Below are 14,492 nucleotides of genomic sequence, written 5' to 3' on the forward strand. Positions count from 1 at the left end.
ACTCCTTAATCGCTAAATCGGCTGTTTGACAGCTTCAACCCTGCACGACGCAGGTGGCCAGGTGTGCAGCAAGCGCATCCCAGGCAATGCTTTGTTGTTCGCCCTGGCCACGCAGGGGTTTGAAACCTACCACTTGTTGGGCCAGTTCGTCGTCACCGAGGATCAGTGCGTACAGCGCACCGCTCTTGTCGGCCTTCTTGAATTGGCTCTTGAAGCTACCGGCGCCGGCGTTGATCTGCAGGCGCAGGTTGGGCAACTGGTCGCGGATCCGCTCGCTCAAAGCCAGGGCTGCCAGTTCGGCGGCCTCGCCAAAGGCGCACAGGTAGACGTCGACCTGGCGGGAAAGCTCTTCAGGCACCTTGTCCAAGGCTTCGAGCATCAACACCAGCCGCTCGATACCCATGGCAAAGCCCACGCCCGGGGTCGGCTTGCCGCCCATCTGTTCCACCAACCCGTCGTAGCGGCCACCGGCACACACGGTGCCCTGGGCGCCGAGCTTGTCGGTGACCCATTCGAAGACGGTCTTGCTGTAGTAATCCAGGCCGCGAACCAACTTGGGGTTGATCACGTAAGGAATGCCAACGGCGTCCAGGCGTGCCTTCAGCCCCTCGAAGTGCGCACGGGATTCGTCGTCGAGGTAGTCGGCCATTTTCGGCGCATCGACCAGGACCGCCTGGGTCTCGGCATTCTTGGTGTCGAGCACGCGTAGCGGATTGGTCTTCAGACGGCGCTGGCTGTCTTCGTCGAGTTTGTCCAGGTGGGCGGAAAGAAACTCCACCAATGCCTCGCGGTAGCGGCCACGGGACTCGCTGGTACCCAGGCTGTTGAGCTCGAGCTTGACCGCGTCGCGCAGCCCCAGCTCGCCCCACAGACGCCAGGTCATGACGATCAGCTCGGCGTCGATGTCCGGCCCCTCGAGGTTGAACACCTCGAGACCAATCTGGTGGAACTGGCGATAACGGCCCTTCTGCGGGCGCTCGTGACGGAACATCGGGCCGATGTACCAGAGTTTCTGCACCTGGCCGCCGCCGGTGATACCGTGTTCGAGCACCGCACGCACGCACGCCGCTGTGCCTTCGGGGCGCAGGGTCAGGGAATCGCCGTTGCGGTCGTCGAAGGTGTACATCTCTTTTTCGACGATGTCGGTCACTTCGCCGATGGAGCGCTTGAACAGCTCGGTGAACTCGACGATCGGCATGCGGATCTGCCGGTAACCGTAGTTATCCAGCAAACGCGCCACGGTGCCCTCGAAATAGCGCCACAGGGGCGTCTGCTCGGGCAGGATGTCGTTCATGCCACGAATGGCTTGCAGGGACTTGCTCACAGGTAATCCTTAAATTCGTTCGACTCAACCACGCGCAATCACTGCGGCGTCGGCTTCGACCTTTTCGGCCGCTTTCTGGCGAATCAGCCGTTCCAGCTCATCCACCAGATTGTCATTCGTCAGTTTCTGCGACGGCTTGCCGTCGATGTAAATCAGGTTCGGTGTGCCGCCAGTCAGGCCGATATGGGCCTCCTTGGCTTCGCCCGGCCCGTTGACCACGCAACCGATCACCGCGACATCCAGCGGCACCAGCAGGTCTTCGAGGCGCCCTTCCAGCTCGTTCATGGTCTTGACCACATCGAAGTTCTGCCGCGAGCAGCTCGGGCAGGCGATGAAGTTGATTCCACGGGAACGCAGGTGCAGGGACTTGAGAATGTCGTAGCCGACTTTCACTTCCTCGACCGGGTCGGCCGCCAACGAGATGCGGATGGTATCGCCAATCCCTTCGGCGAGCAGCATACCGAGGCCGACGGCGGATTTCACCGTGCCCGAACGCAACCCACCGGCTTCGGTGATGCCCAGGTGCAGCGGCTGGACGATTTCCTTGGCCAGCAGGCGGTAGGCTTCGACGGCCATGAACACGTCGGACGCCTTCACGCTGACCTTGAAGTCCTGGAAATTCAGGCGCTCCAGGTGCTCGACATGGCGCAGGGCAGACTCCACCAGCGCCGCCGGGGTCGGTTCGCCGTATTTCTTTTGCAGGTCTTTTTCCAGGGAACCGGCGTTCACGCCGATGCGGATCGGAATGCCCCGGTCGCGGGCAGCATCCACCACGGCACGGACACGGTCTTCGCGACCGATGTTACCCGGGTTGATACGCAGGCAATCGACACCCAACTCGGCCACACGCAGGGCGATGCGGTAGTCGAAGTGGATGTCGGCCACCAGGGGGACCTTGACCAATTGCTTGATCTTGCCGAACGCCTCGGCGGCGTCCATGTCCGGCACCGATACCCGCACGATGTCGACACCGGCGGCTTCCAGGCGGTTGATCTGCGCGACCGTGGCGGCCACGTCATTGGTGTCGCTGTTGGTCATGCTCTGCACAGCGATAGGCGCATCGCCGCCCACGGGCACGTTACCGACCCAGATCTTTCGGGATTCGCGACGCTTGATTGGAGATTCGCCGTGCATGACTTATTGACCCAACTTCAGGCGAGCGGTCTCGCCACTGGTGAACGGAGCCACATCGACCGGCTGGCCGTTGTAGCTGACCTGCGCGCCACGGGCATAACCCAGGCGTACGGCAAAGGGTGGCTTGCCGTTGATGGAAGTGCTGTCGCCCTTGCGCTTGAGGCCACTGAACAGCACCTTGCCGTTGCCGTCGGTGATCTGCGTCCAGCAGTCGGCGACAAACTGAATCTGTACCTGGCCTTCACCTGCGGCAGGCGCCACCGGAACCACTGGCGCTGCCGGAACGACTGGCGCGGCTGGCGCGGTGTGGGTCGTCGGCGCAGCGACGTTTGGCGCTGGCGCGGTCGGTGCGGCAGGTGCCGTGGCAATCGGTGCGCTGCCAGTGCCCGGTGCAACTGGCGCTGCGGGCGCAGGGGCTGGAACAGCCGGCTCGGCGCCCGCCTCGGCATCGGCGGCATCCGGGCTCTGTGGCAACGCCAGGGCAGTTTCGCCTTCGGTCTGGCCTTCGACGACCGCCTGGTCTTCCGGCTCGTCCAGCGGATGGATCTGGGTGGTGCCGTCGGCACCCTCGACCTCGACATGCTCAGGGTTCAAGGCGACCGGCTCCTTGTTGCGCAAGGAAGCCTGGTCCTGCCACCAGACAAAACCACCACCAATCACCGCGATCAGCAGCAACAGGCTGACGATTCGCAAAATGGTGTGGGAAACGCGAACCGGCTCTTCGATGCGACCCAGGCTGTGCACGCTGCTGCCCTGGGCATCGGAACCGGTGTATTGATCGAATTGCTGGACCAGCACGGTCTGGTCCATGCCGAGCAATTTGGCATAGGCACGGATATAGCCCCGGGCGAAGGTATGCCCCGGCAGCTTGTCGAACGCGCCCGCTTCCAGGTTGCCCAGGGAAGCCGCGGTGAGATTGAGCTTGAGGGCCACTTCGGCCAGCGACCAACCATTGCTTTCGCGGGCTTGACGCAGGGTCTCACCGGGATTTACGCGAGTCGCTGCTACAACTTCGGGATGCGCCGCTTTCATCATTGCTCCGACAGGTATTGCTGATATTCCGGCGTACCGGGATAGAGTCTTTTGAGTTGCAGGCCGTAACTTGCAGCCTTGTCGCGATCTTCAAACACATGTGCCAGCCGAACGCCGAGCAATAGACTACGTGCATTTTGCTCGCTCAGCAGGCTAAAACGCTCGTAGTAGTCACGTGCGGGCACATAATGCCTGTCTTCGTAAGACAACTCAGCCATTTCCAGCAGTGCCCGCGGTTGCTGGCGGTTGAGCCGCAGCGCTTTTTCCAACTGCTGGCGCGCCAGGTCGCGTTGGCCGAGCTGCGCAGCCGTCATGCCGAGGTTTTCGAAAACCCGCGAGCGCTCAGGATAAAGGGTGTCGGCGGCAGCCTGCTCGAAGCGCTCGTAGGCTTCCTTGTAGCGTTTCTGCTCGTAAAGAAAACTGCCGTAGTTGTTCAGGATCCGTGCATCCTGAGGCCGGGCCGACAGCGCCTTGCGAAAATGTTCGTCAGCCAGTTCCGGCTCCATCTCGGCCTGGAACACCAGGGCCAGGGCCGCATTGGCATCGGCGTCGGAACTGTCCAGCTCCAGGGCTTTCTTGAGCGGGACCTTGGCCCGCTCGGTCATGCCCTGCTGCAAGTAACCAATGCCCAGTTGCACATAGGCCACACGTGCCTCGTCGCGCCCTTTGCTGGTCTTCATCGGGTTGTAGTCACCCGACAGGACACAACCGGAACAAAGGCCGGCCAACAGCAAAACGAGCGCGAAGCGCAGGGACATAGAGTTCCTCTCTTAGTGACTGTTCGCAGCGTTTTGCACCGCATCATCCGCGGCGTTCAACTCACGCACGGCAATGTAGCGCTCGCTGCGACGGGTGCGATCCAGCACCTGTCCTACCAATTGGCCACAAGCGGCGTCGATGTCTTCGCCGCGGGTGGTGCGCACGGTGACGTTGAAGCCAGCGTGGTGAAGCTGATCCTGGAAGCGACGAATCGCGTTGTTGCTCGGACGCTCGTAACCGGAATGCGGGAACGGGTTGAACGGGATCAGGTTGATCTTGCACGGGATGTTCTTGAGCAACTCGATCATCTCGACCGCGTGCTCGACCTTGTCGTTCACGTCCTTGAGCAGCGTGTATTCGATGGTCAGCACGCGCTTTTCGCCCAGGGACGACATGTAGCGCTGGCACGACTCCAGCAGCATCTTAAGCGGATACTTCTTGTTGATCGGCACCAATTGGTTACGCAATGCGTCGTTGGGTGCGTGCAGCGACAACGCCAGGGAGACGTCGATGTGCTTGGCCAGCTCATCGATCATCGGCACCACGCCCGAGGTGGACAGGGTCACCCGGCGCTTGGAGATGCCATAGCCCAGGTCATCCATCATCAGGTGCATGGCGGCGATGACGTTGTCGAAATTCAGCAGCGGCTCACCCATGCCCATCATCACCACGTTGGTGATGGCACGGTCGACGGTCGCCGGGACGCTGCCAAAGGATTTGTTGGCAATCCACACCTGGCCGATCACTTCGGCGGCGGTGAGGTTGCTGTTGAAGCCTTGCTTGCCGGTGGAGCAGAAACTGCAATCCAGGGCACAGCCTGCCTGGGACGAAACGCACAAGGTGCCGCGTTTGCCCTGGGGAATGTAGACGGTCTCGACGCAGCTGCCGGACGCCACGCGCACCACCCACTTACGGGTGCCGTCGCTGGAGATGTCCTCGCTGACCACTTCGGGGCCGCGAATCTCGGCAACAGCCTTGAGCTTTTCGCGCAGGGCCTTGCCGACATTCGTCATGGCGTCGAAGTCGTCGACGCCAAAGTGGTGAATCCATTTCATCACCTGGCCGGCACGGAAACGCTTCTCCCCGATCGAGTCGAAGAATTTCTCCATTTCCGGCTGGGTCAGGCCCAACAGGTTGGTTTTGCCGTTCGATGTAGTCATGGATTCACCTTCACTCAAAAGCCTGGGCTTAGCGAGTGGTTACTTCAGTAGCGGAGAAAAAGTAAGCGATTTCGCGAGCGGCAGCGGCTTCGGAGTCCGAACCGTGGACGGCATTGGCGTCGATCGACTCGGCGAAGTCAGCGCGGATGGTACCGGCAGCGGCTTCTTTAGGGTTGGTAGCGCCCATCAGCTCACGGTTGCGAGCGATAGCGTTTTCGCCTTCCAGCACCTGAACGACAACCGGACCGGAAGTCATGAAGGCAACCAGTTCACCGAAGAAACCGCGCTCGCTGTGCTCAGCGTAGAAGCCTTCGGCTTCGGCTTTGGACAGTTGCTTCATTTTCGAAGCTACAACGCGCAGGCCAGCGTCTTCGAAGCGGGTAACGATCTTGCCGATCACGTTTTTAGCAACGGCGTCAGGCTTGATGATGGAGAAAGTACGTTGAACAGCCATGGTGTAACTCCAGAAACGGTAATTTGCGAAAAATTAAACCCGCGAATTATACGCGGGTTCAGGGGTATTGCCTAACCTGCCGGGTAGATCAGTCGATTTCTTCGATCCAGAGCGTCTGGACCGCTTCCAAGACCTTCTCGCCACAACGGCCAGAGGTATTGTCGAAATCGGGCAGCTCCATGATCCAGCGCTGCAAATCGACAAAATTCACAGTCAGCGGATTCACGTCCGGCTTGGCTTCGGCCAGTTCTTCTGCGATGCGTTGTACATCATTCCAACCATAGCTCATGACAGTGTCACCATCAGTGCGGCGCTTCAGCCGCATGGTTAAGCGAATATTTCGGGATTTCGACGGTCAGGTCTTCGGTACCGACGATGGCTTGGCAGCCCAGCCGCGATTGGGCTTCCAGGCCCCAGGCCTTATCGAGGAAATCTTCCTCCAACTCATCCGCTTCTTCCAGCGAATCGAAGCCCTCGCGAATAATGCAATGGCAGGTGGTGCACGCACAGACGCCACCACAGGCACTTTCCATCTCGATGTGATGCTCATGGGCCAGCTCGAGAATGGAAATCCCGGGCTCAGCCTCCACGACCATGCCCTCCGGGCAGAACTTCTCGTGGGGCAGAAAAATCACCTGCGGCATCAGTTACTCCTCGATTTCATTCAGGTTGCGCCCCGCCAGGGCGGCTTTCACCGTCGAGTCCAGGCGGCGGGCAGCAAAGGCATCGGTGACTTGCGACAGACGCTTGGTCTGCTGCTCGATGGCATAACCATCGGTGCCCTTGATCAATTCGGACAGTTCCTGCATTTGCAGCTCGATGACCATGCGCTCTTCGGCGTCGAGCAAGCGCTCGCCGTCGGCTTCAAGGGCACCTTGCACGGCTTCGATCAGGCGCTGGGCGTCGACCTGCTGCTCGCGCAGCACGCGGGCCACCTTGTCGTCGCTGGCGTGCTGGAAGGAATCCTTGAGCATCTTGGCGATTTCGCCGTCGGTCAGGCCGTAGGACGGCTTGACCTGGATGCTCGCCTCGACGCCCGAACCCAGTTCGCGAGCGGAGACATTGAGCAGGCCATCGGCATCGACCTGGAAGGTCACGCGGATCTTCGCCGCACCCGCCACCATCGGTGGGATGCCGCGCAATTCGAAGCGCGCCAGGGAACGGCAGTCGCTGATCAGTTCACGCTCGCCTTGCAGCACGTGGACCATCATCGCCGACTGGCCGTCTTTATAAGTAGTGAAGTCCTGGGCGCGGGCAACGGGGATGGTGGTGTTGCGTGGAATCACCTTCTCCATCAGGCCGCCCATGGTTTCCAGGCCCAGGGACAGCGGAATCACGTCGAGCAACAGCAGCTCGCCACCATCGCGCTTGTTACCGGCGAGGGTATCGGCCTGGATCGCGGCGCCGATGGCGACCACTTGGTCTGGGTCGATTTCGGTCAGCGGCTGGCGGCCAAAGGCCTCGGCAACGGCTTCGCGAACTCGAGGCACGCGGGTTGAACCACCGACCATGACCACGGCCTTGACGTCTTCCAGCTCCACGCCGGAATCGCGCACGGCCCGGCGGCAAGCCTTGAGGCTGCGGGCGACCATGGGTTCGATCAGGGCATCGAAGGCTTCACGGGTCAGCGAGGCTTTCCAGTCGCCGTAGACGACTTCAACCGTCGCAGCGTCGGTCAAGGCTTCCTTGGCCGCGCAGGCGGTTTGCAGCAAGTGACGCTGGGCACCCGGATCGAGATCGGCGGACAGGCCCGCTTGCTCGATGATCCAGCCAGCAATAGCGTGATCGAAGTCATCGCCGCCCAGGGCACTGTCGCCACCGGTAGCCAGGACTTCGAAGACTCCGCCGGTCAGGCGCAGAATAGAGATATCGAAGGTACCGCCGCCCAGGTCGTAGATAGCTACGAGGCCTTCGGCGTGCTGGTCGAGGCCGTACGCCACCGCAGCGGCGGTCGGCTCGTTGAGCAGGCGCAGCACGTTCAAGCCGGCCAGCTTGGCGGCATCCTTGGTGGCTTGGCGCTGGGCGTCATCGAAATAGGCCGGGACGGTAATGACCGCGCCCACCAGCTCACCGCCCAACGCCGCTTCGGCACGCTGGCGCAACACCTTGAGGATATCGGCGGAAACCTCTACCGGGCTTTTCGGGCCCTGCACGGTTTCGATGAACGGCATGTGGGATTCGCCGCCAACGAAGCGGTACGGCAGTTGATCGCCCAATTGCTTGACGTCGGACAGACCACGACCCATCAGGCGCTTGACCGAGACAATGGTGTTCAGCGGATCGGTAGCGGCGGCCAGCTTGGCCGACTCGCCCACTTCGACGCGATCGGCGTGATAACGCACGGCGGAAGGCAGGATCACCCGCCCCTGCTCGTCGGCCAACGGTTCGGAAAGACCGCTGCGCAAGGCAGCGACCAGGGAATTGGTGGTACCCAAGTCGATCCCGACAGCCAGGCGACGCTGGTGCGGTTGTGGACTTTGGCCGGGTTCGGCGATCTGCAGTAGGGCCATCGTAATCAGGACTTATCTGTAATCAGGCGTGCGACCGGAGCGGCACTGGGTTAATCGTCGAGGCGCTCTTCGAGCTGGCGCACTTCATAGGTGAGCTTGTCGAGGAACTGCATGCGCCGCATCAGGCGTTCGGCCTGTTCGCGTTGCGCGGCATCGTTCCAGCAGGCTGCGAAGCTTTCGTTCAATGTGTGCTGGGCGTCTTTCAAGCGGCGCTTGAATACCGCGACACCGGCCAGGTCGGCGCTGTCCTGCAGGTCTTCGAGCTCTTCGCGCCATTGCATCTGCTGCAAAAGAAACTCGGGATCGTGGACCGTGACTTCCAGGGGCAGCTCATGGCCGCTGATGGCGAGCAGGTAACGCGCGCGCTTGGCAGGACTCTTGAGCGTCTGGTAGGCCTCGTTGAGGTTCGCAGACTGCTCGAGCGCCCGCCGCTGTTCAGCTTCGGAGGCGTCAGCAAAACGGTCCGGGTGGACACCACGGGCCAATTCCAGGTAACGCGCGGATAACTGGTCGAGATCCAGCTGGAACGCAGGCTGCATCTGGAACAAAGCAAAATGACAAGGAGTACCCACAAGCCGCCTCAGATGTTGAAGCTTTCGCCGCAGCCACATTCACCGCGCACGTTGGGGTTGTTGAACTTGAAGCCTTCGTTCAACCCTTCCTTGACGAAATCCAGCTCGGTGCCGTCCAGGTACGTCAGGCTTTTCGGGTCGATGATCACTTTCTGACCATGACTCTCGAATACCTGATCGTCTTCGCCCACTTCGTCGACGAATTCCAGCACATAGGCAAGACCAGAGCAGCCCGTGGTGCGAACACCCAGGCGGATACCCTCGCCCTTGCCGCGCCCCGCGAGGGAGCGCTGGATATGCTTAGCTGCCGCTTCTGTCATCTGGATAGCCATGGAAACTCCTTACCTGTGCACAGATCAGATCAAGCCTTTCTTCTGCTTGTAATCGCGAACGGCGGCCTTGATGGCGTCTTCGGCGAGTACCGAGCAGTGGATCTTCACGGGCGGCAGGGCCAGTTCTTCAGCCAGCTGGGTGTTCTTGATGGTTTCGGCCTCATCAAGGGTCTTGCCCTTCATCCACTCGGTGGCCAGGGAGCTGGACGCGATGGCGGAACCGCAGCCGTAGGTCTTGAACTTGGCATCTTCGATGATGCCTTGCTCGTTGACCTTGATCTGCAGGCGCATCACGTCGCCGCACGCCGGGGCGCCGACCATGCCGGTGCCAACATCAGGATCCTGCGCGTCCATCTTGCCGACGTTGCGCGGGTTCTCGTAGTGGTCGATGACCTTTTCGCTATATGCCATTTGCTTCAATCCTCATCAGTGAGTCGCTCTGGTGGCGACTTCTTCAGTGCGCCGCCCACTCGATTTTCGAAATGTCGACGCCGTCTTTGTACATGTCCCACAGCGGCGACAGAGCGCGCAGCTTGGTGACGGCCTCGCAGACTTTCTGCGCGGCGTAATCGATTTCTTCTTCGGTGGTGAAGCGGCCGAAGGTGAAGCGGATCGAGCTGTGGGCCAGTTCGTCGTTGCGACCCAGGGCGCGCAGTACGTACGAAGGCTCAAGCGATGCCGAGGTGCATGCCGAACCGGACGACACGGCCAGATCCTTGAGGGCCATGATCAGCGACTCGCCTTCAACATAGTTGAAGCTCAGGTTCAGGTTGTGCGGTACGCGGGCGATCATGCTGCCGTTGACGTAAAGCTCTTCCAGGTGCTCGACCTGCTTGAAGAAACGGTCGCTCAGGGCCTTGATGCGCACGTTCTCGGCAGCCATGTCTTCCTTGGCCACGCGGAAGGCTTCGCCCATGCCGACGATCTGGTGGGTCGCCAGGGTGCCGGAACGCATGCCACGCTCGTGACCGCCACCGTGCATGGTCGCTTCGAGGCGAACGCGCGGCTTGCGGCTGACGTACAGGGCGCCGATGCCTTTAGGACCGTAGGTCTTGTGGGCGGAGAACGACATCAGGTCGACTTTCAGCTGCGACAGGTCGATCGCGACCTTGCCGGTGGACTGCGCCGCGTCGACGTGGAACAGGATGCCCTTGGAACGGGTCAGTTCGCCGATGGCCGCGATGTCGTTGACGGTGCCGATTTCGTTGTTCACGTGCATGATCGAAACCAGGATGGTGTCGTCGCGTAGCGCGGCTTCCACCATGGCTGGAGTGATGATGCCGTCTTCACCCGGTTCGATGTAGGTGACTTCGAAGCCTTCACGCTCCAGTTGGCGCATGGTGTCCAGGACAGCCTTGTGCTCGATCTTGGAGGTGATCAGGTGCTTGCCCTTGGTGTGATAGAAGTGCGCGACACCCTTGATTGCCAGGTTGTCGGACTCGGTGGCACCGGAGGTCCAGACGATTTCACGCGGGTCGGCGTTGACCAGGTCGGCGACCTGGCGACGGGCGTTTTCGACCGACTCTTCGGCTTTCCAGCCGAACACGTGGGAGCGGGACGCCGGGTTACCGAAGTTTCCGTCGACCAGCAGGCATTCACTCATTTTTTGCGCGACACGCGGATCAACCGGGGTGGTCGCGGAGTAATCAAGGTAAATCGGCAATTTCATGGACTCTCTCCTAAATCAGGCTGGCTGGCGTTCCGCTTGCTCTGCGGCGGTCATTCGACGGCGGACGCTTCAATCTTGTCCAGGTGCGGCGCCTTGCTATTGCAACGGCGCTGGTCCTGACGCTGGGCTACTTCTTGCACCTCACGGCGAGTTACAAGGTCAGCCAAGCTGATACCGCTCAGAAATTCGTGGATCTGCAGGCTGAGGTCGCACCACAAGTGGTGGGTCAGGCAAGTATCGCCGCCATGGCAGTCGCCAAGGCCCTGGCATTTGGTCGCATCGACCGATTCGTTCACCGCATCGATCACCTGGGCAACCTGGATGCCCTGCATGTCGCGCGACAGCTGGTAGCCGCCACCCGGGCCGCGAACGCTGGAAACCAGGTTGCTACGGCGCAGTTTGGCGAACAGCTGCTCAAGATAAGACAGGGAAATGCCCTGGCGCTCGGAGATATCGGCCAGGGACACCGGCCCGTGCTGCGCGTGCAATGCCAGATCCAGCATCGCGGTCACGGCGTATCGGCCTTTTGTAGTCAGTCGCATGGACAATTACCACGGAGTTCGGAATGGGGGCGAGTATGCAATTCCCGAGTATTTAAGTCAAGTATAAGACCTAGTGGGTTACTCGGGTTTACCCGCGAAAGAGCGCGCGCATGATAGCAAAGGTAGGCGACTAACGACCAGCTATACCGCGTTATCGTTCATCGCGAGCAAGCTTTGCTCCCACAGGACGCCTGCGAAACAGGACTCCTGTGGGGCAAGGTTTTGTGGGAGCAAGGCTTGCCCGCGATGCAGGCGCCTCGGCTCAGCTGGCCTGAGTCTCATCCTTGTCCTTCACACACGCGAAATCTTCCTCGCGCAGTTCAGGCAGATCCTTGGCACGGTAATTACTCCCCAGCTCCTTCAGGGCCCCACACATCCCCTCCAGGCGCCCATCGACGGCTTGCAGGTGATCGAGCAACTGGTTGATGGCTCGGGCCACCGGGTCGGGCATGTCTTCGCCGACACCGTAGGCGTCGAAGCCGATCTTCTCGGCCATGGCCTTGCGCCGGGCGTCTTGCTCGTCATCGGACTTGACGATGATCCGCCCCGGAATACCGACCACGGTCGCGCCAGGCGGCACCGCCTTGGTGACCACGGCGTTGGAGCCGACTTTCGCCCCCGCCCCTACCGTGAACGGCCCGAGCACCTTGGCGCCGGCGCCCACCACCACGCCGTCTTCCAGGGTCGGGTGGCGCTTGCCCTTGTTCCAACTGGTGCCGCCGAGGGTCACGCCCTGGTACAGGGTCACGTCATCGCCGATCTCGGCGGTTTCGCCGATGACGATGCCCATGCCGTGGTCGATGAAGAACCGGCGACCGACCTTGGCCCCGGGATGGATCTCGATCCCGGTCAGCCAACGGCCGAAGTTCGACACCAGCCGCGCCAGCCACTTCCAACCCATGTTCCACAAGGCGCCGGACAAACGATGGATCCAGATCGCGTGCATCCCGGGATAGCAGGTCAGCACTTCAAAGGCATTGCGCGCCGCCGGGTCACGATGGAAAACACTTTGGATATCTTCACGCAAACGTTCGAACATTTTATTTCTTCCGCTTAATCAGCTCGCCACGGGCCGCCTTCTGGGTTTCCGTGAGGATGCCGCGCAATATATTCATCTCCGCCCGGCTCACCGAGCTTCGTCCGTACAACCGACGCAGGCGCGCCATCAAGTGTCGCGGCTTTTCCGGGTCGAGGAACTCGATGTCCACCAGGGTCTGCTCCAGGTGCTCATAGAATCGCTCCAGTTCGTCCATGGTCGCCATTGTCTCACTGCGCGGCGACGTGACTTCGGTTTTTTCGACCTTGCTGGGCTGCCCTTCAGCCGCCAGCCAGGCCATGCGCACTTCATAGCTCAACACCTGCACCGCCGCCCCGAGGTTCAAGGAACTGAACTCGGGGTCGGAAGGGATATGCACGTGAAAGTGACATCGCTGCAGCTCGTCGTTGGTCAGGCCGGAGTCTTCACGGCCGAACACCAGGGCGATTTCAAAGCCTTGCGCGGCCTCCTCGACCACTTTGGTGCCGCATTCGCGGGGGTCGAGCAGCGGCCAGGGGATACGGCGGTCGCGGGCGCTGGTGCCGAGCACCAGGTTGCAACCCACCAGGGCATCTTCGAGGGTGGCGACGACCTGGGCATTGGCAAGGATGTCGCCGGCGCCGGAGGCACGGGCATCAGCCTCGTGATGGGGAAACAGGCGCGGTTCGACCAGCACCAGCCGCGACAAGCCCATGTTCTTCATGGCCCGCGCAGCTCCGCCGATGTTACCCGGATGGCTGGTATTGACCAGGACGACACGAATGTTCTGCAACAAGGGAGGCGCTCTCGAACACGATAAAGGGAGCAAATCTTACATAAGCACCTACCGTTAAGCTATGAAAGCGAACACCAACCTTCTCCTCGGAAAACTTTCTGATAGAATGCGCGGCTTTCTTTAACAACCTTAGGTGACACATCCATGCAGCCCATGCTGAATATCGCGCTGCGCGCCGCCCGCAGCGCCAGTGAACTGATCTTCCGCTCCATCGAGCGCCTGGATACCATCAAGGTCGATGAAAAAGACGCCAAGGACTACGTGTCCGAGGTTGATCGCGCCGCCGAGCAAAAAATCGTCGACGCCCTGCGCAAGGCTTACCCGAACCACTCGATCCTCGGTGAAGAGACCGGCATGCACGCCGGTACGGGCATCGAAGGCGAAGAGTACCTGTGGATCATCGATCCGCTGGACGGCACTACCAACTTCCTGCGTGGCATTCCTCACTTCGCTGTCAGCATCGCCTGCAAATACCGCGGCCGCCTGGAACACGCCGTCGTGCTGGACCCGGTTCGCCAGGAAGAATTTACTGCCAGCCGTGGCCGTGGCGCCCAACTGAACGGTCGTCGCCTGCGCGTCAGCGGCCGCACCAGCCTGGACGGCGCCCTGCTGGGTACCGGTTTCCCGTTCCGTGACGACCAGATGGATAACCTGGATAACTACCTGGGCATGTTCCGCGCCCTGGTCGGTCAGACCGCCGGCATCCGCCGCGCCGGCGCTGCGAGCCTGGACCTGGCCTACGTGGCGGCTGGCCGTTTCGATGCGTTCTGGGAATCGGGCCTGTCCGAGTGGGACATGGCCGCAGGCGCCCTGCTGATCCAGGAAGCCGGTGGTTTGGTGAGCGACTTCACCGGCGGCCACGACTTCCTTGAAAAAGGCCACATCGTTGCCGGCAACACCAAATGCTTCAAGGCTGTGCTGACAGCTATCCAGCCGCACTTGCCGGCTTCGCTGAAGCGCTAAGCAACCGGCTACACAAAAAAGCACCCTTCGGGGTGCTTTTTTTATGCCTGGATTTTGCCACAGCCGAACCACTGTGGGAGCAAAGACTGTGGGAGCAAAGCTTGCTCGCGATGGCGGTGGGTCAGGTGGCCTCTCTGTTGAGTGCGCCACTGCATCGCGAGCAAGCTTTGCTCCCACAGCCATTTCACAGGATATTTGAGGGATGAGCCATAAAATGCGGGCATAAAAAA

At 61.0% G+C, this 14,492-nt stretch carries 17 protein-coding genes; 1 reads left to right on the top strand and 16 read right to left on the bottom strand.

The window, feature by feature from the left end:
• Positions 1 to 34: 34 nt before the first annotated feature.
• The 16 genes from hisS to trmJ form a co-directional block, all read right to left on the bottom strand.
• Positions 35 to 1,324: a histidine--tRNA ligase gene (gene hisS / locus GN234_RS13200; RefSeq protein WP_109753621.1), complete on the bottom strand. Its 1,290-nt coding sequence runs from the start codon at positions 1,322 to 1,324 to the stop codon at positions 35 to 37.
• Between the two features lie 24 nt (positions 1,325 to 1,348).
• Positions 1,349 to 2,458: a flavodoxin-dependent (E)-4-hydroxy-3-methylbut-2-enyl-diphosphate synthase gene (gene ispG, locus GN234_RS13205; protein WP_003185136.1), complete on the bottom strand. Its 1,110-nt coding sequence runs from the start codon at positions 2,456 to 2,458 to the stop codon at positions 1,349 to 1,351.
• Between the two features lie 3 nt (positions 2,459 to 2,461).
• Positions 2,462 to 3,490, bottom strand: coding sequence for a RodZ domain-containing protein (locus GN234_RS13210; protein ID WP_116831518.1), 1,029 nt, complete (start codon positions 3,488 to 3,490; stop codon positions 2,462 to 2,464).
• Complete coding sequence (gene pilW / locus GN234_RS13215; protein ID WP_109753619.1) at positions 3,490 to 4,248, bottom strand: type IV pilus biogenesis/stability protein PilW; 759 nt, start codon at positions 4,246 to 4,248, stop codon at positions 3,490 to 3,492. Before pilW ends, GN234_RS13210 begins: the two co-directional genes overlap by 1 nt.
• A gap of 12 nt (positions 4,249 to 4,260) precedes the next feature.
• The gene (gene rlmN / locus GN234_RS13220; RefSeq protein WP_109753618.1) at positions 4,261 to 5,409 is read right to left on the bottom strand and encodes a dual-specificity RNA methyltransferase RlmN; all 1,149 of its coding nucleotides are present in this window, start codon (positions 5,407 to 5,409) and stop codon (positions 4,261 to 4,263) included.
• Between the two features lie 28 nt (positions 5,410 to 5,437).
• A complete protein-coding gene (gene ndk / locus GN234_RS13225; RefSeq protein ID WP_042727994.1) occupies positions 5,438 to 5,863 on the bottom strand; it encodes a nucleoside-diphosphate kinase in 426 nt (141 codons plus the stop codon).
• An 88-nt stretch (positions 5,864 to 5,951) separates the two neighbouring features.
• On the bottom strand, positions 5,952 to 6,152 hold the full coding sequence (gene iscX, locus GN234_RS13230) for a Fe-S cluster assembly protein IscX (protein ID WP_109753617.1): 201 nt from the start codon (positions 6,150 to 6,152) through the stop codon (positions 5,952 to 5,954).
• A gap of 13 nt (positions 6,153 to 6,165) precedes the next feature.
• On the bottom strand, positions 6,166 to 6,507 hold the full coding sequence (gene fdx, locus GN234_RS13235; protein ID WP_092402602.1) for an ISC system 2Fe-2S type ferredoxin: 342 nt from the start codon (positions 6,505 to 6,507) through the stop codon (positions 6,166 to 6,168).
• A 3-nt stretch (positions 6,508 to 6,510) separates the two neighbouring features.
• Entirely contained in the window at positions 6,511 to 8,373 is a 1,863-nt protein-coding gene (hscA, locus tag GN234_RS13240; RefSeq protein ID WP_116831517.1) for a Fe-S protein assembly chaperone HscA, read from the bottom strand.
• Positions 8,374 to 8,423: 50 nt separating this feature from the next.
• The gene (gene hscB, locus GN234_RS13245; RefSeq protein WP_003197997.1) at positions 8,424 to 8,945 is read right to left on the bottom strand and encodes a co-chaperone HscB; all 522 of its coding nucleotides are present in this window, start codon (positions 8,943 to 8,945) and stop codon (positions 8,424 to 8,426) included.
• An 8-nt stretch (positions 8,946 to 8,953) separates the two neighbouring features.
• A complete protein-coding gene (gene iscA, locus GN234_RS13250; protein WP_122568811.1) occupies positions 8,954 to 9,277 on the bottom strand; it encodes an iron-sulfur cluster assembly protein IscA in 324 nt (107 codons plus the stop codon).
• A gap of 24 nt (positions 9,278 to 9,301) precedes the next feature.
• Positions 9,302 to 9,688 (bottom strand): Fe-S cluster assembly scaffold IscU, encoded by a 387-nt coding sequence (iscU, locus tag GN234_RS13255; RefSeq protein WP_003185157.1) that lies wholly within the window; start codon positions 9,686 to 9,688, stop codon positions 9,302 to 9,304.
• A gap of 43 nt (positions 9,689 to 9,731) precedes the next feature.
• Entirely contained in the window at positions 9,732 to 10,946 is a 1,215-nt protein-coding gene (locus GN234_RS13260) for an IscS subfamily cysteine desulfurase (protein WP_109753615.1), read from the bottom strand.
• Between the two features lie 50 nt (positions 10,947 to 10,996).
• Positions 10,997 to 11,488 carry a Fe-S cluster assembly transcriptional regulator IscR gene (gene iscR, locus GN234_RS13265; protein ID WP_003185160.1) on the bottom strand — a complete coding sequence of 164 codons (492 nt, stop codon included), beginning with the start codon at positions 11,486 to 11,488 and terminating at the stop codon, positions 10,997 to 10,999.
• Positions 11,489 to 11,750: 262 nt separating this feature from the next.
• Entirely contained in the window at positions 11,751 to 12,527 is a 777-nt protein-coding gene (cysE, locus tag GN234_RS13270) for a serine O-acetyltransferase (RefSeq protein ID WP_109753614.1), read from the bottom strand.
• A 1-nt stretch (position 12,528) separates the two neighbouring features.
• The gene (gene trmJ, locus GN234_RS13275; protein WP_109753613.1) at positions 12,529 to 13,299 is read right to left on the bottom strand and encodes a tRNA (cytosine(32)/uridine(32)-2'-O)-methyltransferase TrmJ; all 771 of its coding nucleotides are present in this window, start codon (positions 13,297 to 13,299) and stop codon (positions 12,529 to 12,531) included.
• Positions 13,300 to 13,443: 144 nt separating this feature from the next.
• Between trmJ and suhB the strand changes: the two genes are divergently transcribed.
• A complete protein-coding gene (suhB, locus tag GN234_RS13280; protein ID WP_003185165.1) occupies positions 13,444 to 14,262 on the top strand; it encodes a type III secretion system regulator SuhB in 819 nt (272 codons plus the stop codon).
• The last annotated feature ends 230 nt before the right edge of the window (positions 14,263 to 14,492 follow it).

Source organism: Pseudomonas bijieensis (assembly GCF_013347965.1).
GTDB classification, from domain to species: domain Bacteria; phylum Pseudomonadota; class Gammaproteobacteria; order Pseudomonadales; family Pseudomonadaceae; genus Aquipseudomonas; species Aquipseudomonas bijieensis.